Source organism: Dactylosporangium sp. NPDC049140 (assembly GCF_040648435.1).
This window is the reverse complement of record NZ_JBEZDS010000021.1, coordinates 16023-40639: the sequence shown is the minus strand read 5'-3', so window position 1 is coordinate 40639 and position 24617 is coordinate 16023. Positions and strand designations below refer to the sequence as shown.

Genomic DNA, 24617 nt, shown 5'->3' with positions numbered 1-24617 from the left:
AGGGGCGAATCGGCCGTACGGTGTGGGCAATCATCAGGCTCCGACGGCAAGGGGGACCACCATGAGCACCGCCCGAGATTCGATCGAGGTGGCCGTACCGGTGGCAGTGGCCTACGAGCAGCTCGCCCACTTCGAGAACTATCCGCAGTTCATGTCCAGCGTCATGAGCATGGCGCCGATCGACGCGTCCACCGCGCACATGGTGCTCGACATCGGCGGCAACCGGGCCGAGTTCGACGCGCGGATCACCGAGAGCCGCACCGACGAGTTCCTGTGCTGGGAGGCGATGGACGGCCCGCAGGTCATCGAGACGCTGCGGCTGGAGCCGATGGCCGGGGACATGACCCGGGTCATCGCCGAGCTGCAGATCGACGCGCGCGAGCTGATGCCGGCCGAGGAGCACGCGGTCGAGGTGCTCAACCACCGTCTCAAGGCCGACCTGAAGGGCTTCAAGCGCTTCTGCGAGGAGTCGGCCGGGCCTCGCGCGATGAACGCGACAAACGCGATGAACACGACCGCGAACACCACCATCACCGGGAGCGGCAGCGCGGCCACGCGGGAGATCAGGCCGTCGCCGGCGAACATGCCCGGCGCCCGGCCCGGCCCGGGTGCGGTCGCGCGAGGCGTCGCACCAGCCCAGGGCATCGCGCCGGGGACGCCCGGGACCGGCGAAAAGCCCGCGCACGCGGCCAACGAGCGGCCCGCGCAACCCCTGCCCAGTAGCGGCAACCTCGGCGCGCACCACGGCCCGGAGCGGGCCTCGCGCACCCGGCCCACGCCGCAGCAGCCTTTCTAGGACCGCGCATCCAGGGGCGTCGGCCGACCGACCGGCGCCCTTTGGCCATCCCGCAGATATACCTACGAAAGCCGCATATGATCTGAATCGCACCGGTTGAGAGGAGCGAGCGGACCCATGACATGGACATCCGGGACCTCGTCGCCTTCAAGCTGGAGCAGGCGGGCTACGAGGTGGTGGCGGTCGACAACGGCCTCGCCGCCCTCACCGAGAACCCTCCGGACCTGGTGGTGCTCGACGTCATGATGCCGGGCATGTCCGGCATCGACGTCTGCCGGCAGCTGCGCCAGGAGCAGGGCACCAAGGCGCTGCCGATCATCCTGCTGACCGCGCGTGCCCAGGAGGGCGACGTCGAGGTCGGCTTCGGGGCCGGCGCGGACGACTACCGCGAAGGTGCCGCGGAAGAAGCGCGTGAACAGCTGCGGCCGCTCCTCGGCGCCGATGCCGACGCCGTCGTCGCGGACCTCGGCGCCGACCCCGAGCGGCTACTGTCGATGCGCATCCTGCACAACGAGCAGCCCGGCGAGCACCGCACCGGCGCCCTGGCCCTCATGCTCGACCGGGAGATCGCGGCCCGGCACGGCGGCGCGATGGTCACGTCGGCCGGCCGACCGGGCGTGACCGTCCGGATCGCCCTCCCCGCCCGCTGCAATCCTGCGCGTGACGCTGCCCAAGCCGGTCGAACAGATCGGTCCGGCGCTGCTCAGCGGACCGACTCGTACGCCGAGTCGATGCGCTCCTCCACGTCCTGCCAGTCGGGCGCGGTGAGCGCGACGCCCACCCAGCCCCGGTGCCCGACGTAGGGCGGCCGGAAGTACACCTCGGAATCCTGCTCGATGAGCAGCTCCTGCACGCCCTCCGGGGCCGCCGCCCACAGGTGCGGGAACCGGTTCTGGTGGTGACCGTCCGGCCAGACCTGCACGAACGCCTTCCGCCCGCGCTTGAACAGGGGCGTGCCGTGGCTGACGTGCTCGGTCACGCCGGGCAGCGCGAGGCAGATCGCGCGGACCCGTGTCACCACATCGGTCATGCGCTTCACCCTAGATGAGGACGAGCGTCAGCCGGTGTCCGATTGTCATCCGGTGCAGCACGGGTGCCGCCGAGCGCAGGTCCATTGCAGCCCTCGTACAGCAAGCTGCGCGTGAACAACCGCTCGCAGGCGCTCATGGCCGCGGTCAACCAGGGCCTGCTCGTCTCGGCGGACGCCGCCTGGCGGGGGCGTGGACGAACGGCCCGGCTCCTCCCCTGGAGCCGGGCCGTTTCCCGTTCTACGCCGGGACGGTCACGCGCTGGGCGTTGGTGGCGTTGCAGTCCCAGATCTGGAACTGGGTGCCATCGGCGGTACTGCTGTTCGGGTCGTCGAGGCAGCGCCCCGACGCCGGGTTCCGCAGCGCCTGCGTGCCGGACACGTAGGTCCACTGCTGCGCGCCGGTACCGTTGCAGTCCCACAGCTGGATCTTCGTGCCGCTGGCGGTGCCGGCCGACGTCACGTCGAGGCACTTGCCGAGCGCGCGGACGGTCCCGTCACCCGGCAAGGTCCACTGCTGGGCGCCGGTACCGTTGCAGCCCCAGACCTGGATCTTCGTGCCGTTGGCGGTGCCCGAGTTGTTCACGTCGACGCACTTGCCCAGTTGCACGAGCGTCACCGGACCCGTCTTCGCCCCTCCGCCGCCGGTTCCGCCGCTGGTGAGCAGGAACCGGTTGTTGGCCGTGTTCCAATGGGTGGCGAGGTACGACCCGGCGGGCGGGCTGGTGTTGAAGTAGTCGTCCTTGTTGCAGTCCAGACGGTTGTCCTGCGCCTGGTCACCACAGACGACCCGCAGGACCGTCCCCGGCCCGTCGTTGTAACACATGATGTCGTAATCATCGGTGCAGTGCCCATACGCCGTGTGGTTCGGCGAACTGGACATCACCGCACCCATCGCATGCGTCAACTCATGCGCGGCCGGCCCCGAACCCCAGCACCCCGAATCCACCCGGGAAAAACTCGCCCCCGAGTTGTTCGCGTTGTCCTGCCCCGGCCGGTCATCCAACGTCACATACGCCACCCCACACAACGCGGTCGCGTCGACATACATCAGATACTTCCGGTCGGTCCGGTTGTACCCCACCGCCTTGACCGCATTGACCGAGTTCCCGAAATCACTCAACGCACCGTTCGCGATCGCCACATCAGCCACCGCAACAGCGCACGCACCATCCGTCACGAACCGGATATGCCGCACCCCACCCGTCTGCGCCGCACTGGCACTGTAAATATCGTCCACACCCGACGTCCACGTCCGGATCGACGCCAGATACTGCCCGTACCGGTCCGCGTTCCCCGAACCGTGCACATACAACACCTGCACCCGGTTCCCGGACTGCCCATCACCATCACACACGACACCCGCCGGCACCGCCGCCACCGTGGCGGCCAACGGCGCCACCGACCGCCGCACATCGGACCCGGCGAACGCCGCATCCGGCCCGTGCGTACACGCCCCCGGCACACTCCGCACCTCGAACAGGCCTTTACACCGCCCGGTACCGACCTTGAACCCGTCATAGTCCAAACCCCGCGCACCGTCATTCGCCGGAACCACCGGATCCGGCGGCCCCTGCTGCTGCGCCCACGCAGGCGCCGTACCGACACCGACAACCAGCAGAGCCCCGGCCAGCATGACCAGAACCCTGCGCCTCGGCTGGAACCACAATCGAAACATGGGCATCTCCCGTTGGCGGACGGGTCAGGAGCGCCCAGTGTGTCCCACCGGCCAGCCATCGAACAATGTCCAACTATGAATTGTTTAACTTTGTTTACTGACCGCAGTTCGACCAGGTCACACACTGAGGTCGTGGATCGCCTGCGCCAGGGTCACCGACGCCGGCACCCTCGTGTCGCGTTGGCTCTGCTGGGCGGCCGGGATCGAGGCGGCCAGGAACTGCTCGTTGGTCATGGTGCCGGTGGGCCGGCCGGCACCGCGGCCACGGGCGCGGCCGGCGCGGCCGGGGCGGGGGCGGTCCCACTGCGCGCTGCGGCGCACGTTTCCGCGCAGGTACTGCCCGCTCGCCCTGCAGATCGTCAACCGGCGTTGCGTGCCTCGTTCCTCGCCGGGTGCACGACCGTTGCCAGCCCCACGCGGACACCCAGGGCGCGCAGGCGCTCGAGCGCGCCGGAGCCCTGCGGCACGAGCCGGTTCAGTTGGTGCCGTACTGCTGCTTGAGCGCCAGGTAGTCGCCGAGGCCCAGGCCCCGGTACGCGGTGGAGCAGTCGGGCAGCCCGTCGGTCATGGTGAGCGCGGCGTGCTGGGCGTACGCGACGTGGCCGAGCCCGAAGGCATGGCCGAACTCGTGCGTGACGGTGCCCTCGAGGTCCCAGCGGCTGCCGCACGCCGGCGGGGTGTTCAGGAAGAACAGGCCCTCGGTGTCGTCGATCAGGATGTCGGCCTCGACGCTGCGGCCGTTGTCCTTCCCGCCGTACCACCAGATGCACGTGACCGCGAGCAGCCCCTGGTTGAGCGGGCCGAACGACACGGCGTTGTGCCCGTCGCGCTCGCCGCAGCCGCCAGTGGGCGTGACCCCCGCGATGTGGTCGGTCTTGCCCTCGTACGACTCGGAGATGCCCAGGTTCTCGGGCAGGCCGCAGTCGTTGCGCCCGGTGTCGACCGTGTAGGCCGCGCTGCGCAGGGCGTTGACGACGGCCGCGCGGTCGCCCAGGTACGCCGGGATGGTCTGCTCGTTGACGCGCCACTTGAGCTCGTTGCGCCAGCGCATGCCCAGCCAGGTCCCGGCCGGGTCGGCGCAGCGACGGCTGTCCAGGGCCGCCTCGGCGAGTTGCCCGGTCGGCGGGCCCGGGATCACGATGGCGAACTGGGCGGTCTGCACAACGGGGGGCGGCTCGCCCACCAGCCAGGCCGCGCAGAGCACCAGCGGAAGGAGGGCCCGCAGGACCACCGCCAGACCAGTGTCGATCTTCGGCACGAATCCATTCTGATCCGCGCAACCCCCCGCAGGGGTGACTTTCGGCAAATGCGCCCGCGACGCCATGGCCCGCTAGCTGCCCATCTGCGCCCGTTCGACACCCACCCGGCACCGGCCCGCCGGGTGAACGTCGCCGTCCGGCGATAGTTCGCGGGCGCGCCGCACCCGGCACAATCGGTCCATGGCGCGGTGGGTGTGCCCGCAGTGCGAGCGGGAGTTCGACAAGGCCCGGCAGGGCCACGTGTGCGTGCCTGGGGGCACGGTGGACGAGACGTTCGAAGGACGGCCGGCGTACCAGCGCGCCGCCTACGACGCCATCCTCGCGTTCCTCGCCGAGCTCGGGCCGGTGCACGAGGACGCGGTAAAGGTCGGCGTCTTCCTGAAGGCCGACCGCAAGCTCGCCGAGGTCCGGCCCATGGCCCGCGCCCTCTCCGTCGAGCTCTACCTCCCCCGAAGGATCGAGGGCGACGCGCGGGTCGTGCGGCACTACGCCATCGGCCGCGAGCGGTTCGTCAACGTCGTGCGCCTCACCGGCGGCGGCCAGGTCGACGAGCGGCTGCACGGCTGGCTCGCCGAGGCGTACGAGGACGCTGCAACCGGCCACATCTAGTCCAATGCGTGGGTGCGGTCCGTGCTGTCCGCGCGGGCCGCGCCCGTCCACGGCAGCAGGCACGTGACCACGGTGCCCTCGCCGGGCGCGGGCGCGGCCCAGATCCGGCCGCAGTGGCGCTCCACAATGGACTTCGGCGGCGCGTCGACCTGGGCCATGCCACCGTTCTCCGATCTTCGGCCGGGCCGACGCGGACGAACGCGCTCAGAACCTGAACCGTGTGACCAGGCCGTTCATCCGCTCGGCCATGCCCGCGAGGGACTGGGCCGCGGTGAGCGAGGTGCCCGCCTCCTTGCTGTTGCGGGTGGCGGTGCCCGCGATGTTGCTACTTGGGTTCGGTTCGCAGCATCCGGCTCAGCGCCCGCACCGCCACGTCGCTGGGCGAGGCGGCCTCGCGGTTGGCCTTCTGCAGCTCGCGGTACACCTCTTCGCGGTGGACCTGGATGCTGCGGGGCGCCTTGATGCCCAGCCGCACCACGTCGCCACGCACGTCGAGCACGGTGACGACGACGTCGTCACCGACCATCACGCTTTCCCCGGGACGTCGGGTCAGGACGAGCACAAGCCGCTCCTTCGCTGGGCGATAGGCGAACAGTAGCCGAATTGTCGGCATCGCCGGGCCGGTATGCCCGGCGCCACCCCGTTCAGGCGACCATGAGCTTCTGCCGCACCGGAAGGCCGCTGTGGCTCAGGATCAGCTGCACCGCGCGGCGCCTGCGCTGGTCGAGCACGATCGGGGCCATCAGGTTGGCGGTGGCGTCCTCGGCCCCGCTGTCGCCGGCCGTGACCACCAGCAGCACGAGCAGGTCGGCCTCGTTGTCGGGGAAGAACTGCGTCGGCGGTACCACAAGGAAGCGCAGCCCGTCCGAGTCGACCGACTTGAGGGAGAACAGCACGCCGGCGTCGTCGAGGCGCACGAGCACGAAGCGGCGGTCCTCCGGGAAGCCCGGGATCGGCGCGACGAAGTCGATCACCGGTAGCGTGGTCGTCTCCGGGTTGTCAACGGTCGCGACGCTCATAGATTCCTCACGATGACTGGAGCAGGAGCGCCGGGCCCCGGTCCGGCTCGATCGTCAGCACGTCCCAGCCCCGCGCCGCGACCGGGCGGGCCAGGGTGACGCAGCGCCGGGAGGGCAGGATGGCGGCCGCACAGGGCCGGCGTGTGTTGTCGCGCACACCGGCCCCATCGGCACCCGAATCACACCTTTAGGAAAACCCGCTCGCCCTCGGCGAGCGCGTGCTGCGGCTTGGGCCGCGGGCGCATGAACCGCGGCGCCCACCAGTTGGCGTCGCCGAGCAGGGTCATCAGCGAGGGCAGTACGACCGCCCGGATGATCGTCGCGTCGAGCAGGATGGCCGCGGCGAGGCCGACGCCGAGCTGCTTCATGTCGATGGTGCTCAGCGTGGCGAAGATGGTGAAGACGGCCACCATGACCACGGCCGCGCTGGTGACCACGCCGGCCGAGCCGGAGATGCCCTGGGCGACCGCCTCGCGGGTGGTCAGGCCCCGGCGGACCGCCTCGCGGATCCGGCTGACGACGAAGACGTGGTAGTCCATCGACAGGCCGAAGAGGACCACGAAGAGGAACAGCGGCAGCCAGGACACGACCGCGTCCATGGACTTGAAGCCGAGGATGCCCTCGGCCCAGGTGCCCTGGAAGATGAGCACCACCAGGCCGTAGGAGGCGGCCGCGGACAGCATGTTCAGCGCGATGGAGGTCAGCGCGACGACCACCGAGCGGAACGTGAACGCCATGACGATGAAGGTCAGTACGAGTACGAAACCCATCACCAGCGGCAGCTTCTGCTGGACGTGGTCGGCGTAGTCGACGTCGGCCGCGACGAACCCGCCGACGGCGGTCTCGGCGCCGGGGACCGCGCCGAGGGTCTGCGGCACGAGCTGGGTGCGCAGCCGGGTCAGCGACTCCCGGGCCTGTTCGGAGCGGCCCTCGAACGGGGTGGCGACGTCGAGCACGGCGACCCGCCCGTCCGCGGACACCTCGATCTGCGGCTCCTGGTCCAGCGGCGCGAACAGCGGGTCGGCCGCCGCCTTCTGGGCCAGCTGGGTCAGCGCGGCCTTCGCGTTGTCCGCCTGCCCGGCCGGGACCCGCACGGCGACGGTGTGCGTCGTGCCGTTGCTCGGGTACGCCTTCACGAGCCGGTCGTACGCCTGCATCGCCGGCGTGGTCCGCGGGAGGTCCTCCATGCCGGGGAAGGTGAGCCGCATGCTCAGCGCCGGCGCGGCCAGCGCCAGCAGGGCCAGCACCGAGATGGCGAGCGTCGCGGCGGGCCGGCGCAGGGCCGGGCGCAGGATCGCCGACCAGACTCGGGAACCCTTCTCATCGGTGCGGGGGCGGGTCAGGCGCCACAGCAGCGGCACGCGGGGCCGGTCGATCCAGCGGCCGAGCTTCGACAGCAGCGCCGGCAGCACGGTCAGCGAGCCGAGCACGGCGACGAGCACGACGAGGATGGAGCCGATGGCCAGGGACGAGAAGACAACGTCGCCGGCGAGGAAGAGCCCGGCCATGGCGATCGTCACGGCGATGCCGGAGACGACGACGGCGTGCCCGGAGGTCTCCGCGGCGATCTCGACCGCGTCGAGGTGCTTGCGGCCGCGGGCCCGTTCCTCGCGCTCGCGGCGCAGGTAGAACAGGGAGTAGTCGACGCCGACGGCCATGCCGATGAGCAGGATGACGCTGGAGGTGGTGTCGGTCGACGGCACCAGGTGCGAGGCGAGGGTCGAGAGGCCGAGGGCGGCCGCGACCGAGGAGAGCGCGAGCAGCACGGGCACGCCGGCCGCGATGAGTGCGCCGAAGGCGACGATGAGGATGGCGAAGGTGACGGGCAGGCTGAGGTACTCCGCGCGCTGGAAGTCCTTGCCCAGGGTGTCGTCCATCGCCTTGGAGATGGACGGACCGCCGGTCTCCTCGACGCGCAGGTCCGGGTGGCGCTGCTGGACGTCGGCGGTCGCCGCGACGAGCGGGGCGAGGCGGTCCTGAGCTGTGTCGGGGTCGCCCTTCAGGGTCACCCGGACCATCAGGGCGCTCTTGTCGTGCGACGGCAGCGGGTCGGCGACCTCGGCGACGTCGGGCAGCGCCTGCATCGCGGTCTTGACGTCGGCCGCGGCGCGCATCGCCGCGTCGTTGTCCAGCGCGCCGGTGCGCGCGGTGATGAGGATGCTCTCGGCGGCCGGGTTGTCGAAGTGGCCGTCGTCGACGATGACGTCGGCCCGGCCGGACTCGCCGATGGCCTGGTCGCGGTTGGTGGCCTCGACGGTACCGGCCATGCTCCCGCCGACGAAGCAGACGGCGACGAACACGACCCACAGAGCAATGGCGCGCCACGGGTGCTCGGCACTCCAGCGGGCGACGCGAACGGTGACTGGTCTCTTCTCCACGCCGTCGACGCTATGGATCCGGCGGGCCGCGGACATCCGGGCTGCACCCGCCCCGCACCCGGATCCGCGAACCGGGGGTTTCCCTGAGTATCAGGGCCCACACGGTGCCACCGAGTGGCAACCGAGGAAAGCACCGTTCTGCCTCAACATCGCGCGTATCGGGCCGATGGCCCCAGTGAGCAAGGATCGCTCATCCCGCACCGCCATGGACGGTGACACAGCCGTTCCAGTGGACCACGATGCTCTGTGAGCGGCTGAGCCTGGTGGGTGGCTGAGGTGCTCGGCATGGCGCGGTTCCCGACGCTGTTCCTGGCGTTGCTGATCGCGTCGCCGGCGAGCCGCTGCGCGCCGAGGCGGTCGCGGGTGGGCCGTTCCCGCAGCGCCGCTCGGAGGACGGCACCTAGATGTCGTTGGACGACCGCGTGCGCAGCCCGTAGCGGCTCGCGACGGGGTTCCACACGCCCAGGAACCGGCCCTTGGCGTCGCTGGCGTTCTGCGACTGCCGCTGCGCCTCCTGGTAGTCGGCCTGCCCGCCGCCGTTGCACCCGCTGGACTGCCGAGCCTGCCCCCACGGCACGAAGCTGCGGTCGGCGGCGAGGGAGAACCCGAGCGCCTCCTTGAGCATCGAGCGCACCTGCTCGCCCTCGGGGATGGCCGACAGGTCGAACCGGCTGACGCTGTCGATCTGGGACTGCCGCTCGGTGCCGACGGTCTGCATGTCCCCGATCGCCTTCTCGAACAACGTGCAGTTGTTCACCAGGTCGATCGCGGCGTTGAGCTTCGTACGGCTGGAAATGCTCGCATCGAGCAAGGCGTCGACCGCCGCGGCCTGCGCCTTGGGGTCGCCGGCCGGCTGTGTCGGCCCGGCCGTGGTCGGTGTCGGCCCGGGCGCCGTCGTGGTGGGCACCGGCCCCGGCCCCGGCGCGTCGGAGGACTGACTTGCCACCGCCCCGCCGCTCGGCCCGCCGGTGAGCTTGACGACGGCGATGACGGTACTGGCGATGACGAGCACGACCACGATGACGGTGAGCGGCAGCAGCACGCGGGATCGGGACGGCTTGAGCGGCTGGTAGTACTCCGGCTGGGGCGAGCCGGAGATCGGCGTTACCGAGATCGGGGTGGGCGAGACCGGAACCCCTGGATAGGGCGCGCCGGAGACGGGCGGCACCTGCTGGTATCCGCCGGTGGGGTACTGCGGGTAGGCGCCGGAGGGGTACTGGCCCGGGTTGGCGGGCGGGTACTGCACGGGATTAGTGGGCGGGTACTGGCCCTGAATGCCGGGCGGGTACTGGCCCGGAGGACCGGGCGGGTACTGGCCCGGAGGACCGGGCGGGTACTGGCCCGGAGGGCCGGGAAACGGCGGCTGCGCGATATAGCCCGGCGGGTACTGCGCCGGGGGCGCCGGCATCGCACCCTGGTCGGACATCGGCTGCACGTCATAGGCGACGGGCGAGCCGGGGTATGCGCCCGCCGTGGGCGTCAACGCCGAACCGCACTGCGCACACTGCGTGGCGGCAGGGTCGTTGCCCGGAAAGTAACAAGTAGGGCAGGGCATGCCGCGAGCGTAACGATCCACGGCAACCGGCGTGAACCACCGTGCGTCCCGCGTGGGCGACGAATCGACGGACTGCGCAGGACGGACGGCCGGTTGGTTCCGCCATGCCGCTATCACTCCTCCCCGCGTGGCGTGTGGCAGTGTCATGCCCATGGATACCGGCACAGATCGGTACGACGTGGTCGTGATCGGCGCCGGCCCGGCCGGCGCGGCGGCGGCCCTGTCAGCCCGCAGGTCGGGGGCGACGGTCCTCCTGCTGGACAAATCGGACTTTCCCCGCGACAAGCCGTGCGGCGACGGCATAGCGCCGCACGCCTTGGACGTCCTGACAGATCTGGGCGTGCCGGACATTTCCGCAAATTTCGCGCCAATTCCGGCTTTGCACCTGGTCGGCCCGTCCGGCGGCGCGGTGGCCCGCCCACATGCCCGCCCCGCGTACACGATCCCAAGAACGATCTTCGACAACCACCTGGTGGAGGCCGCGATTCGGGCCGGCGCGGTCTTACGCCGCCACACCGTGCGCAGCGTCGCCGACCACGGCACCCACGCCGTCGTCGACGGCGAGATCCACGCCGGCGCCGTGGTGGGCGCCGACGGCGCGTACTCCCTGGTCCGCAAGGCCCTGGGCCACGCCCCCAACGGCCCCGGCCACCTGGCCCTGGCCATCCGCGGCTACGCCCCCGCGCCGAACCTGGCCCCGGAGCAGCGAATCGTCACCACGAAGTCGGGCTGGCCCGCGTACGCCTGGGCCTTCCCCATCGGCGACGGTCGCGCCAACATCGGCTACGGCGAGGTCCTGCGCGGCCCGGCACTGTCGCGCCGCCGGCTCCTGGACCGCCTGGCCGAGCTCCTCCCGGACCTGGACACAACGGCCGCCACGAACCTGCGCGCCCACCACCTCCCGCTCTCCACGCACCGCCCGCCCCCGGCCGGCGGCCGCCTCCTCCTGGCCGGCGACGCCCTCTCCCTGATCAACCCCTTCACCGGCGAGGGCATCTTCTACGCCGTACTCTCCGGCGCCCTGGCCGGCGCCGCCGCGGCCCACCGCGACGACCCGGCCGGCCGCTACCGCCGCGCCCTACGTGCCCGTCTCGGCCCGCACCTGCGCCACTCGCGCGTGGCCGCGGCCCTCAGCCAGCGCCAGTGGGTCGTCGACGCCGCCGTCCGAGCCGCCGACCGCGACCAGCGGGTCTTCGACGCGCTGATCGAGCTCGGCCTGGGCGATGGGCGCCTGACCCCGTACACCTTGGCCGCGATCGCCCGAGCCGCCACCATCAACCGCCGCTGACAGCGCGCCCCGGCGACCGAGCGGCCGTGACCGCCGCGGCGGCGGCAGACACCCGCCGCCGACGACGACAGCACCTACCCCATCGCCGTGAGCCACGCGCGCGAGCGAGCGAACCGCGACCCGAGCGAGCGAGCATGCGACCCGAGCGAGCATGCGACCCGAGCGAGCAAGCCACGACCGAGCGAGCAAGCCACGACCCGAGCAAGCCACGACCCGAGCGAGCGAGCGACCCGTAACCAAACGACAGGCGAAAGGCAACAGCAACCAAAGCACGAGCGAAACAACGCACCCCTGCCGTGCGGTGGGCCGTTCCGCTAAATCCACGCTACCCAGGCCATCCAAATTTCGGCCTCAGTCGATCTCCGCCGATCGCCCACCGTCAACCGCCGTAGCTATCCGTGACCCCCCGCCGGAAGGTTCGCGGCCATCAGCTCCAGCGTCCGCACCGTGACCAGGTAAGAATCGTCCTCCACGCCTGTCAAGGACTTCGCCCGGATTTCTTCGACCGACTTGGCCAGTGCCGACCGCGCCGCTGCGCCCGTCTCCGTCACGGTGCCGTCCGGCGTGGTCCAGCCGCGCGCGGTCAAGGATGACACCACGTCCGCGTACGTGGGCTCGCCCGCCACCCAGAACGGCGCGTCCGGGCCCAGGCCGTTCAGCACCTGCCACTCCCGTCGCGTCGCCCCCGACGCCGACAAGGCCTCGGCGAAGGCCAGTTCCAGGCGGCGGTCGAGCTCGCGCAGCCAGTACCCGATGGGACGCATGGCACACTCCTGACGAGACGGAACTACATACACGAGAGAATGTAGATAATAAAGGTTATGCAACACGACGACGAAGACGCAAGAGTGCTTGCCGTCATCGAGGGCGCGATGGTCACCATCCGGCGGCGGCAGACGCGGCGCGCGCTCGCCCGTAGTTCGCCCGAGGCCGACCCCGCGCTCTTCGACGTCGTCGACGCGGTCGAGGGCGGCGCGGCCGGCGAACGGCCCGTCACCGTGACCGACATCGCGAGCGCGCTCGACGTGGCGCAGCCGCGCGCCAGCAAGCTCGTCGCGAACGCGGTCGAGGCGGGGCTGATCAGGCGGGAGGCGGATCAGCGCGACGGGCGGAAAGCGTTGCTGGTACTCACGGTGACGGGCCGGGAACTCTGCGAGCGCGTCCACGAGGCGCGCCGGGGGCGGTTCGCCGACGCGACGCGGAACTGGTCGCGCGCCGAGCGGGCCGCGTTCGCGCAGCTCCTGGCGCGGTTCGTCGACGGGCTCACCGAAACGGCGGCAGAACGGTACTGACCGTCGATTCTTCGCGGGGCCGCCGTGCAGTAATCTTCGCCGGGGGTGATGGAGTGGCGGGCACGGACAGCATCGATCCGGCGCTGTCGCAGCTTGCCCGGCAGTGGCTCGCGGCCGTGCGGCAGACGAGCTATCTCGACCTCAGCGCCGATGCTCTGCAGCGCTTCTTCGAGCGCCAGGCCGTCCAGCTGACCGGCGCCCTCGCGACGGGTGACGCGGCGGCGGCCGAGGAGGTCGGGGCCGCCCTCATCCAGATCGGGCTCAACAGCCCGGAAGCGCTGCAGCGCTCGATCGGGGTGCTGACGAACACGGCCACGGGCGAGGTGCTCGGCGGGTTCGCGGCCGGGTTCGCGCGGGCGCAGCGGCAGAAGATCCTCGACGACCAGGAGCGCATCCGGCGGGCGTGGACCCGGGCGCTCACCGACGCCGAGCACACCCTCCAGCGCGAGCTGCACCACCAGGCCCACCACGACCCATTGACCGGCTTACCGAACCGGGTACTGCTCTACGGCCACCTCACCGAGGCGCTGCGCGAGGCCGAGGACGGCGCCCGCATCGGGGTGTGCTTCCTGGACCTCGACGAGTTCAAGACCATCAACGACACGCTCGGGCACGGGTACGGTGACGAGCTGCTCGTCGCCCTCGCCGATCGGCTGCGGGGCTGTGTCAACGGGGCCGGGCACTTCGTGGCGCGGGTCGGCGGCGACGAGTTCGTCGTCGTGGTGCGCGACACCAAGGGGCCCGACGAGCTGACCGCGCTGGCCGAGTCGATGCTCGAGGCGCTGTCCCGGCCGGTGCACCTCGACGGCCACGAGCTGGCGGTCTCGGCGAGCATCGGCATCGTCGAGCAGCCCGCACGCGGGGCCGAGCCCGAGGAGCTGCTGCGGGCCGCCGACGCCACGCTGTACCTCGCCAAGGCCGACGGCCGCGCCCGCTACGCGGTGTTCGACGAGCAGCGCAACGCGCAGCAGCTGCTGCAGTACGGGCTGACCGGGCGGCTCTCGGGCGCCCTGGACCGCGGCGAGTTCGAGCTGGTGTACCAGCCGCTGGTGGGCCTGGCCGACAACCGGCTGCGCGGCGCCGAGGCGCTGCTGCGCTGGCGGCACCCGGAGCTCGGCACGGTCTCGCCCAACACGTTCATCCCGGTCGCCGAGCAGTCCGGCATGATCCTGCCGCTGGGCCGGTGGGTGCTGCGCGAGGCGTGCCTGGCCGCGGCCGCGTGGCCGCGTGACCCGTCCGGGGCGCCGTTGCTGATCAGCGTCAACGTCTCGCCCCGGCAGTGTTCCGACCCGCGGCTGCTCGACGACGTGCGGGCGGCGCTGGCCGAGTCGGGGCTGGAGCCGGCCAGCCTGCAGCTGGAGCTGACGGAGACGGTACTCATGCAGGAGACCGGCCGCCCGGTACAGACCCTGCGGCAGCTGGCCGACCTGGGCGTGCGGATCGTCATCGACGACTTCGGGATCGGCTACTCGAACCTGGCCTACCTGCGCCACCTGCCGGTGCACGGGCTGAAGCTGGCCGGCGCCTTCATGGCCGGCATCCGCAAGCTGGAGAGCGACCACGTCGACGAGCAGATCGTCGAGACCGTCATCCGCCTCGCGCACACGCTGCAGATGACGGTCACCGCCGAGGGGATCGAGACGGCCGACCAGGCCGCCCGCCTGGCCGCCCTGGGCTGCGACCTGGGTCAGGGCTGGCACTTCGGCCGCCCGGTCGAACCCGTGCAAATCCCTCTTACACGTTCTCCCGCTTAAGCCGGATCCAGCGGTACCCGTACGGGCCGAGCGTCAGCGCGGAGAAGTCCCCGACCTCCGGGTACTCCTTGTCGGCGAACACGTCGTTGGGGTGGTTGGTGTCGGCCGCCAGCGAGCTCAGGTCCGCGACCACGTCGTCGGTGCCGAGGTTGTGCAGGAACAGCATCGAGCCGGTCGGCCCGTCGGCCCGGTGCGCCAGGACCCCCGGCGGCAGCGGCTGGTCGACGGCGGTGCACGTGCCGTTGCCGACCTCCGGGCTCTCCCGCAGCGTGCGGATCATGCGCTCGAACCAGGCGAGCAGGGACTTGTCGTCGTGGCGCTGGGCGGTCACGTTGACCTTCTGGTACGCGTACTCGCCCTTGCTGATCACCGGCCGGATGGGCTCGGCCGCGGAGAACCCGCCGTTGTTGTCGAACGACCACTGCATCGGGGTGCGGATGGCGTAGCGGCCCTGCTGGGACAGGTCCTCGCCCATGCCGATCTCCTCGCCGTAGCGCAGGACGGGCGTGCCGCGCATGGTGAACTGCAGCGAGTACGCCAGCTCGATGCGGGTGCGGTCGCCGCCGAGCATCGGGGCGAGCCGCCGGCGGATGCCGCGCTCGTAGAGCTTCATGTCGGGGTCGGGGCCGAACTCGGCGAAGACGTCGTCGCGCTGCTCGGCGGTGAGCCGGGACAGGTCGATCTCGTCGTGGTTGCGCAGGAACGTGGCCCAGTGCCCGCCCGCCGGCAGCTTCGGGGTGGTGCGCAGCCACTCGATGACCGGCTCGGGGTTCTGCCGGGCCAGGGCGAGCACGAGGCGGACGTTGAGCATGAAGTCGAAGAGCATGTGGATGCGGTTGCCGGAGCCGCCGGAGTCGCCGAAGTACTCGGGGAGCTTCTCCGGCTCGACGTTGGCCTCGGCGAGCAGCATCGAGTCGCCGCGGCGCCACTGGACGTGGGCGCGCAGCTCGGAGAGGAAGTCGAAGTCCATCGGGCTGTTCGGGTTGCCGGGCTCGGTGAGCTCGATGATGAACGGCACCGCGTCCATGCGGAACCCGGCCACGCCGAGCTGGAGCCAGAACGCCATGATCTTCTTGATCTCGGCGCGCACCTGCGGGTTGGTGAAGTTCAGGTCGGGCTGGAAGTTGTAGAAGCGGTGGTAGTACCAGGCCCGGGCCTTGCGGTTGTACGTCCACGTCTCGGCCTGCTCACCGGGGAACACCATGCCCTGGTGGCGGTCGGAGGGCTCCTTGTCCGCCCAGACGAACCAGTCGCGGTACGGCGAGTCCGGCGACGAGATCGCGGACTGGAACCACGGGTGCTCGTCGGAGGTGTGGTTGACGACGAGGTCGATGATGATCTTGATGCCCCGGTTCGCGGCCTGGTGCAGCAGTTCGGCGAAGTCGCCGAGGGTGCCCAGCCGCGGATCGACGTTGTAGAAGTCCGTGACGTCGTAGCCGTCGTCCTTGCCGGGCGTCGGATGGATGGGACTGAGCCACAGGCAGTTGACTCCGAGCCTGGTCAGATAGTCCAGCCGGCCGATGAGACCTTGAAAGTCGCCGATACCATCGCCGTTGGAGTCCTGGAACGTCTCGACGTCCAGGCAGTAGATGACACTCTCGGTGTACCACCGCTCGCCCATGACGGACGGGTAACCGAATCGGCCTCGGCTCAAACGCGCGCTTGCGTGTGTGCGGCCCGGAACGCGAGGATGGCTCCCGGGGGGCTGATGGTCGACTTCGCTGGCGCGCTACGAGATGCAATCCAGGCACGTGGTCTGGGGCTGGAGCGCATCCAGGAGCGGTTGCGCGCGGAGGGCTACTCGGTGAGCCTGGCCACGCTCAGTTACTGGCAGACCGGGCGCAGCCGGCCGGAGCGGCGCGAGTCACTCGCGGCGCTGGCCGAGCTCGAGAAGATTCTCGAGGTGGAGCCGGGCTCCCTCGCGGCCCTGGTGGGGCCGCCGCGGCCGCGCGGCCGCCACTTGCACAAGAGCCCCGACACCGTGGAGCTGGGCGCGTTCTGGTCCGAGCGGGACCTGATCGTCGACCTCGCCCAGGGCATCGAGACCCGGTGGGACGAGCGGCTGACCCGGCTCAGCCAGCACGACCGGGTCAACGTGGGCCCGGACCGCGGCGAGGTGTCGTTCCTGGTACGGCAGGTGCTGCGGGCCGAGGCCGACGGGCCGGACCGCTGGGTGGCGATCATCCGCCTCGACGTGCCGGGGAACCCGCTGCCGCTGCTGACCCCGGTGCGCAACTGCCGGCTCGGCCGGGTCGTGGAGCACCCGGAAAGCGGCCTGCTGCTGGCCGAGTTGTTGTTCGACCGCCCGCTCGCCAAGGGCGAGACGGTCATCACCGAGCACGCGCTGCACAATTATCCGCCGTTTCCGCTGGCGACTCAGTACGAGCGCAAGTTCCGGCTGCCGGTGCGTGAATACGTCGTCGAGGTGTGTTTCGACGCCGCCGCGTTACCCCGGGCCGTGTATCAGTTCCAGCAGATGGACGGGCAGGACGAACAGGTCCTGTCAATGGAGGTCGACACGGGCCACACGGTGCACGCGATCGCGCTCGACTACGGTCCCGGGCGTTATGGCCTGCGCTGGGACTGGGAGTAGCGCGAGCGGGTCGGGCCGCCCGGCGGGGTCTACAGAATCTTCGATGGCATTTTTCACAGCACCTTCGATGGCAGTGAAGAACAACGGGGCGCCGGTGTGGCCAGCGCCCCGCCTCTGTTCCCGGAACAATCCGGCGTCACCATCGGAACGGCTGGGATGTCGCCGCGACGGTCAGGGTGGAACGCATGTGCCGCCTCCACAAGGAAGTGTCTTTCCTTGTCCAAGAACATATTGGGCGGCGCCGCGGACCATCAAGATTGTGGATCGTCTTAACAGTTAACGCTCTGGGGTCGACCCGGTATTAACAGTTAAGTTAGCGAGAAAGGGCCGGGCGGCCGCACCCGCCAACTTGTGCGACCGCCCGGCGTCTGAGTCCCCCGTGCAGGTGCCGTTACGCCAGGCGCAGCCAGGCGGAGGCGTCGGCCGGCAGGGTGCCGTCCGGGTTGAGCGGGGCGCTGCTGAGCAGCACCTCGCGGTGCGGCGGCAGCACGGCCGGCTCCGCACCCAGGTTCGTGACGTTGGCGAAGTCGCCGGCGCCGCGGGTGAAGGCGAGCACCTGCGGCGCCGAGTCCAGCCAGTGCATCGGCCCGTCGCCGAGCGCGGGCTCGTTGCGGCGGATGCGCAGCGCGTCGCAGTACAGCTGCAGGAACGATCCCGGCTCGCCCTGCTGGGCGGCGACGGCGAGCCCGCCCCAGCGCGCCGGCTGCGGCAGCCACGGCTCCCCGGTGGCGTCGGGCGGGCTGAAGCCGAACGGGGCCGAGGTCCCCGACCAGGGCAGCGGCACGCGGCAGCCGTCCCGGCCGGGGTTCACACCCCCGGAGCGGTGGAACATGGGGTCCTCGCGCAGCGCGTCGTCGAGGTCCTCGACCTCCTCCAGGCCGAGCTCCTCGCCCTGGTAGAGGTAGTAGGCGCCGGGCAGCGACATGGTCAGCAGCGCGGCCGCCCGGGCCCGGCGGGTGCCCAACTCCAGGTCGGAGGGCACGTCGCGGCGCTTGTCGGCGAAGGCGAAGTTGGTCACCTCGCGCCCGAAGCGGGTCACCTCGCGGGTGACGTCGTGGTTGCTCAGTACCCAGGTGGCGGGGGCGGCGACGGGGGCGTGCACCTCGATCGTCATGTCGATCTCGCGGCGCAGCTGCGCGGCCTCCCAGGGGGCGCCCAGGAACGCGAAGTTGAACGCGGTGTGCAGCTCGTCGGGGCGCAGGTACCGGGCGAACGCCTCGTGGTCGGGCAGCCAGACCTCGCCGATGAGCGCCCGGCGCGGGGTGTACGTGTCGGCGATGCGCCGCCACGCCTGGTACACCTCGTGGATGCCCTCGTTGTCCTCGTAGACGTCGCTGACGAGCGGGTCCTTGATGAGCACGGCGGCCGAGTCGATGCGGATGCCGTCGATGCCGCGGTCGAACCAGAACCGCAGGATTTCCTCGAACTCCTCGCGCACCGCCGGGTGGTCCCAGTTGAAGTCGGGCTGCTCGGACGCGAACAGGTGCAGGTACCACTCGCCGTCGGCGACCCGGGTCCAGGCCGGGCCGCCGAAGATCGACTGCAGGTCGGTCGGGGGCAGCTCGCCGTGCTCGCCGCGGCCCTTGCGGAACCAGAACAGGTCCCGCTCGGGCGAGCCGGGCGCGGCCGCGAGGGCCCGCTGGAACCACGCGTGCTGGTCGGAGCAGTGGTTCGGCACGATGTCGCAGATGACCCGGATGCCGGTGGCGTGGGCCTCCTCGATGAGCTTCTCGGCCTCGGCGAGGGTGCCGAAGATCGGGTCGATGGCCCGGAAGTCGGCGACGTCGTAGCCGCCGTCGGCGAGCGGCGAGGGGTACCACGGCACGATCCAGATGGCGTCGATGCCCAGGCCGGCCAGGTACGGCAGGCGCGACCGCAGGCCCGCCAGGTCGCCGACGCCGTCGCCGTTGCCGTCGGCGAAGCTCCGCAAGTACACCTGGTAGATAGCGGCGCTACGCCACCAAGCTTGGTCGGCCACGTGGAACCTGCTTTCTCACGAAGATCGAAGGTGTTGAAACTACGGTCCCGGGCTCAGCCCTTGACCGCTCCTCCCAGGCCGGCGCTCGACAGGAACATGCGCTGGAAGATGAGGAAGAACACGACCGGGATGAGCGTCGAGATGGCCAGGGCCGCGAGGAACACGCCCAGGTCGGTCTGTGACGCGATCGCGGGCAGCCGCACCGACAGCGGCTGCATGTTCGGATCCTTGAGCACCAGCATCGGCCACAGGAAGTCCTTCCAGCTCGCGATCGCCGCGAACACGGACACCACGCCGAGGATCGGCTTGGACATCGGCAGGACGACCGACCAGAACAGCCGGAACGAGCTGGCCCCGTCGACCCGGGCCGCCTCGAACACCTCGCGCGGGAGGCTGTCGAAGAACCGTGTCACAAGTACCACGTTGAACGCGCTCGCGCCCGAGGGCAGCCAGACGGCGAAGAAATTGTTGATGAGCGACGTACCGACCAGCGGCGGGTTCAGGATCGTGAGGTACAGCGGCACGAGGAGCACGACGCTCGGCACGAACAGGGTCGCGATCACCAGGCCGTTGACGAACCGGGCCCAGGCCGGGCGCAGGACCGAGAGCATGAAGCCGCCCGTGGTCGCGACCAGCAGCTGCACGAACCACGAGCCGGCGGCGAGCCAGATCGTGTTGAGGAAGTAGTGGCTGATATGGACGTCGTTCCAGGCCTCGCTGATGTTCTGCCAGCGCACGCCGTGCGGGAAGATCGCCAGGGGCGTGCGGATGATGTCCTGGGTGGGCGTGATCGCGTACTTCGCCAGCAGCAGCACCGGCCCGATGCCGACCACGAGGAGCAACACCAGCAGGATCGTATGCATGGTCTTCATGACCAGGCCGACCCGGGGACTGCGCCAGTCCTGGGCCGAGACGTAGCCGCGGCTGCCCTCGAACTGGGAGGTCTTGCGCTTGCGGGGCGGGCGGGCCGCCTTGGCCACGTCGACCGGTGTCGCGACGGGCCCGGCGCCCGGCCGCTGCCGGGCGGGATCGATGACGGCCATGGTGCTTCGCTTCCCCTCGGGACCGGTCACGACTTGCTCCAGCCGGACGTGAGCTTGAAGTACACCAGCGACAGGATCGCCAGGAAGGCGGCCAGCAGGACGGACAGGGCCGTCGCGGCGCCGTAGTTCGCGCCCAGGGAGCTGCCGAACGCGTAGTTGTAGATCATGAGCAGGATCGTCAGTGTCGCGTTCGCGGGGCCGCCGCCGGTGAACAGGTAGGGCTCCAGGAACACCTGGACGGTACCGATGATCTGCAGGATGAACGTGATGAGCAGGACGCCGCGCAGCTGCGGCATGGTCACGTGCCACACCTTGCGCCAGAGGCCGGCCCCGTCGACCTCGGCGGCGTCGTAGAGCTCGTCCGGGACGCCGATGAGCGCGGCCAGGTAGATGATGACCGTGCCGCCGGCCGCGGCCCACGTCGCCTCGACGACCAGCGAGGGCATCGCCAGGCCGGGGCTCGACAGCCAGGTGTAGGGGCCGAGGCCGACCCAGCCGAGGATCGTGTTGAACACGCCGTCGGGGGCGCCGTCGTAGAAGAACTTCCACAGCAGCACGGCGACGACCGGCGGTACCACCACCGGGAGGTAGGCGAGCACGGAGTACAGGCCCTTGCGCCGCCGGACCGAGCTGATGAGCACCGCCGTCACCAGCGGGATCGGGAAGCCGATCACCAGGGCCAGCAGCGCGAAGTAGAGGGTGTTGCCGATCGCGGTCGGCAGGTCCGGATCGGTCAGCACGTAGTGGAAGTTGTTCCAGCCGACCCAGCGGGGGTCCCCGACGAGGTTGGTCTTCTGGAAGCTCATGACGACCGACCGCACGATCGGCCACCACGAGAAGACGCCGAAGATGACCAGCAGCGGCAGCGCGAACACGACCGAGCTCAGCCCGCCGCGCTGGACCCAGGTCACCGGATTGCGCCGGCGGACCCGCCCACCCTGACCGCCCCCGGCGACGTCCGAGGTACTCACGACAACATCACTCCTCGTCCTGATGTTCGGGGACAGTGCCCGGTGTGGGCCGCCGGACTCCCGGCGGCCCACACCGTGCGGGTCATCGCGGTGCGGGTCAGCCGGCCGCGTCGATGGCGCGCTGCGCCTTCGTGTTGGCGTCGGTGAGGAGCTGGTCGATGTTGGCGTCCTTGTTGGTCAGGACGGCCTGCACGACCGTGTCGAGCGACTTGTACACGTCCTGGGTGGCCACGGCCGGCTCGTTGACGAGCTTGGCGTCGAAGACCTTGCCGGTGAACGTGGTCATCTGGTCCACCGGGACGTTGACGTACGTCTTGATCCAGTCCTGGTACTGCTGGTACTGCTGCTGCGAGAAGATCGGCAGCTCGGGGGTGCCCACGGGCTGCTTGCTCGCGATCTGGATCTCCGCGCTCTTCTTGGCGGCGTCCTGGTTGGTGTACTTGCGCAGGTAGTGGTAGTCGATCCACTTGACCGCGGCGGCCTTGTCGTTGCCCGCGGCCTTGCTGGACACGGCGGCCATGGTGCCACCGCCGAGGACGCCGGAGTCACCGCCCGCGAGGGGGATCATCGTGAGGCCGTACATCTTCGGGGAGATGTTGTTCGTCTGCACCAGGCTCGTGTAGACGTCCTGGCCCGAGGTGTACATGCCGACCTTGCCGGCGGCGAAGGCCTGGTTGATGCTCGACCAGTCGTAGTCGAAGTTCGCGCCCATCGAGTTGTCGGTCCAGCGCAGGTCCTTGAGGAACTGCAGCGAGGCCTTGGTCTGCTCGTTGGTGAGCGTCGCCTTCTTGCCGTCCTCCATGCGCCCGCCGCGGGCGTAGGTGTCGACCGTCAGCTGCCAGCCGCCGGTGCCGTCCTTGGCCATCTGGGCGAAGCCGGCCTGGCCGGTCTTCGACGCGATCGTCTTGGCGGCGGTGCGTACCTCGTCCCAGGTGGTCGGCGGCTTGCTGGGGTCGAGGCCGGCCTGGGTGAACAGGTCACGGTTGTAGTGCAGGCCGACCGCGTAGATGCTCTTCGCCGGGATGGCGTAGACGTGGCCGTCGGGGCCCTGGCCGTACTGCAGCAGGTTCTTGTTGAAGTTGCCCGCGTACGACAGCTGGTTGAGGTACGCCTGCATGTCGACGATCTGCTGGTTGGCGATCAGCGTCTTGGCGTCGGTGAAGGGGATCTCGAACACCGTCGGCAGCGTGCCGCCCGCGAGGTCGGCCGCGAACGTGGTGGCCTTCCACTCGTAGTCGTGGGTCTTGACCGTGATGTTCGGGTTTTCCTTCTGGAAGTCCGCGACCTCGTCGGCCAGTGCCTTCTGCGCCTCGGGCTTGGCGCCGGGGAGCAGGCCCACGACGTTGAGGGTGACCTTGGTGTTCGGGTCGAGCGTGGTCGATCCCGCATCGCCGCTCGGACTGTCGCTCGAGGAGCACGCGACGAGCGTGCTGCTGAGCGCGAGCGCACCCGCGACGGCCAGCGCCATCGTGGTACGTGAGAACTTCATCGTCGCTCCTTGTTGGGGGGTGTTTCGGCAAGGCATGCGGGCGGGGGGCGTCCGACCTGGGCCGCTCCGCACGGGCGCGCAGCCTGACGTCGGCTGCCGGAGTGCATCAAGCGCGTTACTGCTCGGTTTCCATCGCATCGCGTCAGGGTTTCCGCCTGGCGTTGGCAAGAGATTAGGCTCACGTCGCACAAGAAGTCCATGGTCCGTTGCAAAATTTTAATGATCTCCGTACAGGCGTTTGCACGAACACGCTCCCAAGGGCCCGCAACTTGCACGGAATCGCCCGAAAACGCGCAGGCGGAAAGCGCGGCGCCCGGCGGCGGCCGGTGGGAGCGCGCCCAGCAAGCCGGTTGCGCAACCAACGCAAAGAGCGCCACGACTCCCGCAGGAGTCGTGGCGCTCGAGGTCGGTCGGGGTTACGCGGCCGTGGTGGCCGCCCGCGCCTCCTGCAGGGCACCCGTGGAGCCGCGCACGACGAGCTCGGGCTCGAAGAGCATCTCCTCGGTCGGCACGAGCGTGCCGGCCACCTGGCTGACGAGCAGGGTCACCGCGGCCTGGCCCATCGACTGGATGGGCTGGCGCACCGTGGTCAGCGGCGGGTCGGTGCAGTTCATGAACAGCGAGTCGTCGAAGCCGACCACCGAGATGTCGTCGGGCACCTCGCGGCCGAGCCGGCGGGCGGCCCGGATCGCGCCGAGCGCCTGCACGTCGGAGGCGCAGATCATGCCGGTGACGCCGTGCTTGATGAGCCGGGTGGCGCCGGCGCGGCCGCCCTCCATCGAGAAGATGACGCGCTCCACGTCGTCGGGGTTGACGGTGCCCGAGTCCGCCGCGGCGGCCTGGAAGGCGGCCAGCTTGCGGTTGGACGGCGCGTGGTCGGCCGGGCCGAGGATCAGCCCGATCCGCTTGTGCCCCAGCGAGGTGAGGTGGTTGAACGCCTGGTCCACCGCGTGGCCGTCGTCGACCGACACCCGCGGGAAGCCCAGGTCGTCGATCGCGGCGTTGACCAGCACCGCGGGCAGGCCGCGGTCGTGCAGGCGGTGGTAGTGCTCGTGCTCCGCGGCCGCCTGGTGGTAGAGGCCACCGCAGAAGATGATGCCGGACACGTGCTGGTCCAGCAGCATCTCGACGTAGTCGGCCTCGGAGACGCCGTCGGCGGTGCGGGTGCACAGCACCGGGGTGAAGCCGCGCTTGGACAGCGCGCCGGCGACCACCTCGGCGAAGGCCGGGAAGATCGGGTTCTGCAGTTCCGGCAGCACGAGGCCGACCAGGCGGGCCCGCTCGCCGCGCAGCTTGGTCGGGCGCTCGTAGCCGAGCACGTCGAGCGCGGTGAGCACCGCCGTGCGGGTCGCGTCGGAGATGCCTGGCTTGCCGTTGAGCACCCGACTCACGGTCGCCTCGCTCACGCCGGCGTACTTCGCCACCTCAGCGAGTCGTCGAGTCATGCCCGCAAGCGTAGTGCATGACTACGCAATTTTTTGCACGATGTCACCCACGCAACCGTGTGGGCCCGGAGCCGGCCGGTTGGGTGCCCGAAAAATACCGTATTTTCCGGGCACCGCGTCAGCCGACGAGAACGAGGGAGATCGTGCCGCCGCCGTAGCCTGAAACATCCACCTTGAGGTCCAGCCGCCGGCCGAGGGCGAGCAGGTGGCTGACCGCGTCCGCCGGCGGGCCGCCGCCGGGGAGGAACGTCTGGTGCAGCTTGACCCGCGGCGCGTCCTCCTGGCCCAGGGCTTCCTGTTCGCCCGCCCGCTGCCGGCCCCCGCGCTCGCCTCACTCCTGGCCGAGCAGGCCGAGCAGGCCGAGCAGGCCGAGCAGGCCGAGCAGGCCGAGCAGGCCGAGCAGGCCGAGCAGGCCGAGCAGGCCGAGCAGGCCGAGCAGGCCG

Annotated in this window: 25 protein-coding genes; 8 read left to right on the top strand and 17 right to left on the bottom strand. The window is 70.4% G+C overall.

The features are described from left to right. Nucleotides 1-61: 61 nt before the first annotated feature. Both AB0B76_RS29830 and AB0B76_RS29825 read left to right on the top strand, forming a co-directional pair. Nucleotides 62-796, top strand: coding sequence for an SRPBCC family protein (locus AB0B76_RS29830; protein WP_360381729.1), 735 nt, complete (start codon nt 62-64; stop codon nt 794-796). Nucleotides 797-918: 122 nt separating this feature from the next. Then, on the top strand, nt 919-1599 hold the full coding sequence (locus AB0B76_RS29825; RefSeq protein ID WP_360381728.1) for a response regulator: 681 nt from the start codon (nt 919-921) through the stop codon (nt 1597-1599). On the opposite strand, the gene AB0B76_RS29820 is transcribed toward AB0B76_RS29825, so the two are convergent. The 4 genes from AB0B76_RS29820 to AB0B76_RS29805 all read right to left on the bottom strand — a co-directional run bounded on the left by AB0B76_RS29820 (nt 1500) and on the right by AB0B76_RS29805 (nt 4759). Next, the gene (locus AB0B76_RS29820) at nt 1500-1826 is read right to left on the bottom strand and encodes an MmcQ/YjbR family DNA-binding protein (protein ID WP_360381727.1); all 327 of its coding nucleotides are present in this window, start codon (nt 1824-1826) and stop codon (nt 1500-1502) included. The two genes, AB0B76_RS29825 and AB0B76_RS29820, sit on opposite strands and share 100 nt — an antisense overlap. Nucleotides 1827-2064: 238 nt before the next feature. Continuing rightward, nucleotides 2065-3459, bottom strand: a complete 1395-nt coding sequence (locus AB0B76_RS29815) for an RICIN domain-containing protein (RefSeq protein WP_360381726.1) — start codon at nt 3457-3459, stop codon at nt 2065-2067. Nucleotides 3460-3618: 159 nt separating this feature from the next. Continuing rightward, complete coding sequence (locus AB0B76_RS29810) at nt 3619-3864, bottom strand: hypothetical protein (protein ID WP_360381725.1); 246 nt, start codon at nt 3862-3864, stop codon at nt 3619-3621. Nucleotides 3865-3976: 112 nt separating this feature from the next. Then, the gene (locus tag AB0B76_RS29805) at nt 3977-4759 is read right to left on the bottom strand and encodes a hypothetical protein (RefSeq protein ID WP_360381723.1); all 783 of its coding nucleotides are present in this window, start codon (nt 4757-4759) and stop codon (nt 3977-3979) included. Nucleotides 4760-4940: 181 nt separating this feature from the next. Here AB0B76_RS29805 and AB0B76_RS29800 point away from each other — a divergent pair, with 181 nt between their 5' ends. Then, a complete protein-coding gene (locus tag AB0B76_RS29800; RefSeq protein ID WP_360381721.1) occupies nt 4941-5369 on the top strand; it encodes a DUF5655 domain-containing protein in 429 nt (142 codons plus the stop codon). Here AB0B76_RS29800 and AB0B76_RS29795 read toward each other — a convergent pair. From AB0B76_RS29795 to AB0B76_RS29770, 6 genes are all read right to left on the bottom strand, one after another. Beyond that, entirely contained in the window at nt 5366-5527 is a 162-nt protein-coding gene (locus AB0B76_RS29795; protein WP_360381720.1) for a hypothetical protein, read from the bottom strand. The genes AB0B76_RS29800 and AB0B76_RS29795 overlap by 4 nt on opposite strands. A 167-nt stretch (nt 5528-5694) precedes the next feature. Continuing rightward, a complete protein-coding gene (gene csrA / locus AB0B76_RS29790) occupies nt 5695-5931 on the bottom strand; it encodes a carbon storage regulator CsrA (protein ID WP_223098070.1) in 237 nt (78 codons plus the stop codon). Between the two features lie 82 nt (nt 5932-6013). Further along, nucleotides 6014-6388 (bottom strand): flagellar assembly protein FliW, encoded by a 375-nt coding sequence (locus tag AB0B76_RS29785; RefSeq protein ID WP_360381718.1) that lies wholly within the window; start codon nt 6386-6388, stop codon nt 6014-6016. A gap of 7 nt (nt 6389-6395) precedes the next feature. After that, the gene (locus AB0B76_RS29780; RefSeq protein WP_360381716.1) at nt 6396-6545 is read right to left on the bottom strand and encodes a hypothetical protein; all 150 of its coding nucleotides are present in this window, start codon (nt 6543-6545) and stop codon (nt 6396-6398) included. Nucleotides 6546-6567: 22 nt separating this feature from the next. Continuing rightward, nucleotides 6568-8766, bottom strand: a complete 2199-nt coding sequence (locus AB0B76_RS29775; RefSeq protein ID WP_360381715.1) for an MMPL family transporter — start codon at nt 8764-8766, stop codon at nt 6568-6570. Between the two features lie 400 nt (nt 8767-9166). After that, the gene (locus AB0B76_RS29770; RefSeq protein WP_360381714.1) at nt 9167-10192 is read right to left on the bottom strand and encodes a hypothetical protein; all 1026 of its coding nucleotides are present in this window, start codon (nt 10190-10192) and stop codon (nt 9167-9169) included. Nucleotides 10193-10472: 280 nt separating this feature from the next. Between AB0B76_RS29770 and AB0B76_RS29765 the strand changes: the two genes are divergently transcribed. Next, the gene (locus AB0B76_RS29765) at nt 10473-11609 is read left to right on the top strand and encodes a geranylgeranyl reductase family protein (RefSeq protein ID WP_360381712.1); all 1137 of its coding nucleotides are present in this window, start codon (nt 10473-10475) and stop codon (nt 11607-11609) included. A gap of 392 nt (nt 11610-12001) precedes the next feature. Here AB0B76_RS29765 and AB0B76_RS29760 read toward each other — a convergent pair whose 3' ends face one another. Further along, entirely contained in the window at nt 12002-12373 is a 372-nt protein-coding gene (locus AB0B76_RS29760; protein WP_360381710.1) for a hypothetical protein, read from the bottom strand. A gap of 57 nt (nt 12374-12430) precedes the next feature. Between AB0B76_RS29760 and AB0B76_RS29755 the strand changes: the two genes are divergently transcribed. Both AB0B76_RS29755 and AB0B76_RS29750 read left to right on the top strand, forming a co-directional pair. Further along, nucleotides 12431-12901 (top strand): MarR family transcriptional regulator, encoded by a 471-nt coding sequence (locus AB0B76_RS29755; protein ID WP_360381708.1) that lies wholly within the window; start codon nt 12431-12433, stop codon nt 12899-12901. 53 nt (nt 12902-12954) lie between these two features. Further along, on the top strand, nt 12955-14655 hold the full coding sequence (locus AB0B76_RS29750; RefSeq protein ID WP_360381706.1) for a bifunctional diguanylate cyclase/phosphodiesterase: 1701 nt from the start codon (nt 12955-12957) through the stop codon (nt 14653-14655). Here AB0B76_RS29750 and AB0B76_RS29745 read toward each other — a convergent pair. Next, on the bottom strand, nt 14636-16276 hold the full coding sequence (locus AB0B76_RS29745; RefSeq protein WP_360381705.1) for an alpha-amylase family protein: 1641 nt from the start codon (nt 16274-16276) through the stop codon (nt 14636-14638). The two genes, AB0B76_RS29750 and AB0B76_RS29745, sit on opposite strands and share 20 nt — an antisense overlap. Before the next feature lie 87 nt (nt 16277-16363). Between AB0B76_RS29745 and AB0B76_RS29740 the strand changes: the two genes are divergently transcribed. Beyond that, a complete protein-coding gene (locus AB0B76_RS29740) occupies nt 16364-17248 on the top strand; it encodes a hypothetical protein (protein WP_360381703.1) in 885 nt (294 codons plus the stop codon). A 391-nt stretch (nt 17249-17639) separates the two neighbouring features. Here the strand turns inward: AB0B76_RS29740 and AB0B76_RS29735 are convergent, their stop codons facing one another. The 5 genes from AB0B76_RS29735 to AB0B76_RS29715 form a co-directional block, all read right to left on the bottom strand. Then, entirely contained in the window at nt 17640-19226 is a 1587-nt protein-coding gene (locus AB0B76_RS29735; protein ID WP_360381701.1) for a glycoside hydrolase family 13 protein, read from the bottom strand. A 53-nt stretch (nt 19227-19279) separates the two neighbouring features. Continuing rightward, nucleotides 19280-20269, bottom strand: coding sequence for a carbohydrate ABC transporter permease (locus AB0B76_RS29730; RefSeq protein WP_360381700.1), 990 nt, complete (start codon nt 20267-20269; stop codon nt 19280-19282). Nucleotides 20270-20295: 26 nt separating this feature from the next. Further along, nucleotides 20296-21240 (bottom strand): sugar ABC transporter permease, encoded by a 945-nt coding sequence (locus AB0B76_RS29725; RefSeq protein ID WP_360381699.1) that lies wholly within the window; start codon nt 21238-21240, stop codon nt 20296-20298. A 97-nt stretch (nt 21241-21337) separates the two neighbouring features. After that, nucleotides 21338-22729 carry an extracellular solute-binding protein gene (locus tag AB0B76_RS29720; RefSeq protein ID WP_360381697.1) on the bottom strand — a complete coding sequence of 464 codons (1392 nt, stop codon included), beginning with the start codon at nt 22727-22729 and terminating at the stop codon, nt 21338-21340. Between the two features lie 416 nt (nt 22730-23145). Continuing rightward, the gene (locus AB0B76_RS29715) at nt 23146-24174 is read right to left on the bottom strand and encodes a LacI family DNA-binding transcriptional regulator (protein WP_360381695.1); all 1029 of its coding nucleotides are present in this window, start codon (nt 24172-24174) and stop codon (nt 23146-23148) included. Between the two features lie 205 nt (nt 24175-24379). Between AB0B76_RS29715 and AB0B76_RS29710 the strand changes: the two genes are divergently transcribed. After that, a partial coding sequence (locus AB0B76_RS29710; RefSeq protein WP_360381693.1) for a hypothetical protein occupies nt 24380-24617 on the top strand: 238 nt, incomplete at its 3' end.

Bases quoted from the DNA above. Each gene is read 5' to 3' on its own strand.
- AB0B76_RS29830 (WP_360381729.1), top strand. From the start codon at position 62: ATGAGCACCGCCCGAGATTCGATCGAGGTGGCCGTACCGGTGGCAGTG.
- AB0B76_RS29825 (WP_360381728.1), top strand. From the start codon at position 919: ATGGACATCCGGGACCTCGTCGCCTTCAAGCTGGAGCAGGCGGGCTAC.
- AB0B76_RS29820 (WP_360381727.1), bottom strand. From the start codon at position 1,826: ATGACCGATGTGGTGACACGGGTCCGCGCGATCTGCCTCGCGCTGCCC.
- AB0B76_RS29815 (WP_360381726.1), bottom strand. From the start codon at position 3,459: ATGCTGGCCGGGGCTCTGCTGGTTGTCGGTGTCGGTACGGCGCCTGCG.
- AB0B76_RS29800 (WP_360381721.1), top strand. From the start codon at position 4,941: ATGGCGCGGTGGGTGTGCCCGCAGTGCGAGCGGGAGTTCGACAAGGCC.
- AB0B76_RS29795 (WP_360381720.1), bottom strand. From the start codon at position 5,527: ATGGCCCAGGTCGACGCGCCGCCGAAGTCCATTGTGGAGCGCCACTGC.
- AB0B76_RS29785 (WP_360381718.1), bottom strand. From the start codon at position 6,388: ATGAGCGTCGCGACCGTTGACAACCCGGAGACGACCACGCTACCGGTG.
- AB0B76_RS29770 (WP_360381714.1), bottom strand. From the start codon at position 10,192: ATGTCCGACCAGGGTGCGATGCCGGCGCCCCCGGCGCAGTACCCGCCG.
- AB0B76_RS29765 (WP_360381712.1), top strand. From the start codon at position 10,473: ATGGATACCGGCACAGATCGGTACGACGTGGTCGTGATCGGCGCCGGC.
- AB0B76_RS29760 (WP_360381710.1), bottom strand. From the start codon at position 12,373: ATGCGTCCCATCGGGTACTGGCTGCGCGAGCTCGACCGCCGCCTGGAA.
- AB0B76_RS29755 (WP_360381708.1), top strand. From the start codon at position 12,431: ATGCAACACGACGACGAAGACGCAAGAGTGCTTGCCGTCATCGAGGGC.
- AB0B76_RS29745 (WP_360381705.1), bottom strand. From the start codon at position 16,276: ATGGGCGAGCGGTGGTACACCGAGAGTGTCATCTACTGCCTGGACGTC.
- AB0B76_RS29740 (WP_360381703.1), top strand. From the start codon at position 16,364: ATGGTCGACTTCGCTGGCGCGCTACGAGATGCAATCCAGGCACGTGGT.
- AB0B76_RS29730 (WP_360381700.1), bottom strand. From the start codon at position 20,269: ATGGCCGTCATCGATCCCGCCCGGCAGCGGCCGGGCGCCGGGCCCGTC.
- AB0B76_RS29720 (WP_360381697.1), bottom strand. From the start codon at position 22,729: ATGAAGTTCTCACGTACCACGATGGCGCTGGCCGTCGCGGGTGCGCTC.
- AB0B76_RS29715 (WP_360381695.1), bottom strand. From the start codon at position 24,174: ATGACTCGACGACTCGCTGAGGTGGCGAAGTACGCCGGCGTGAGCGAG.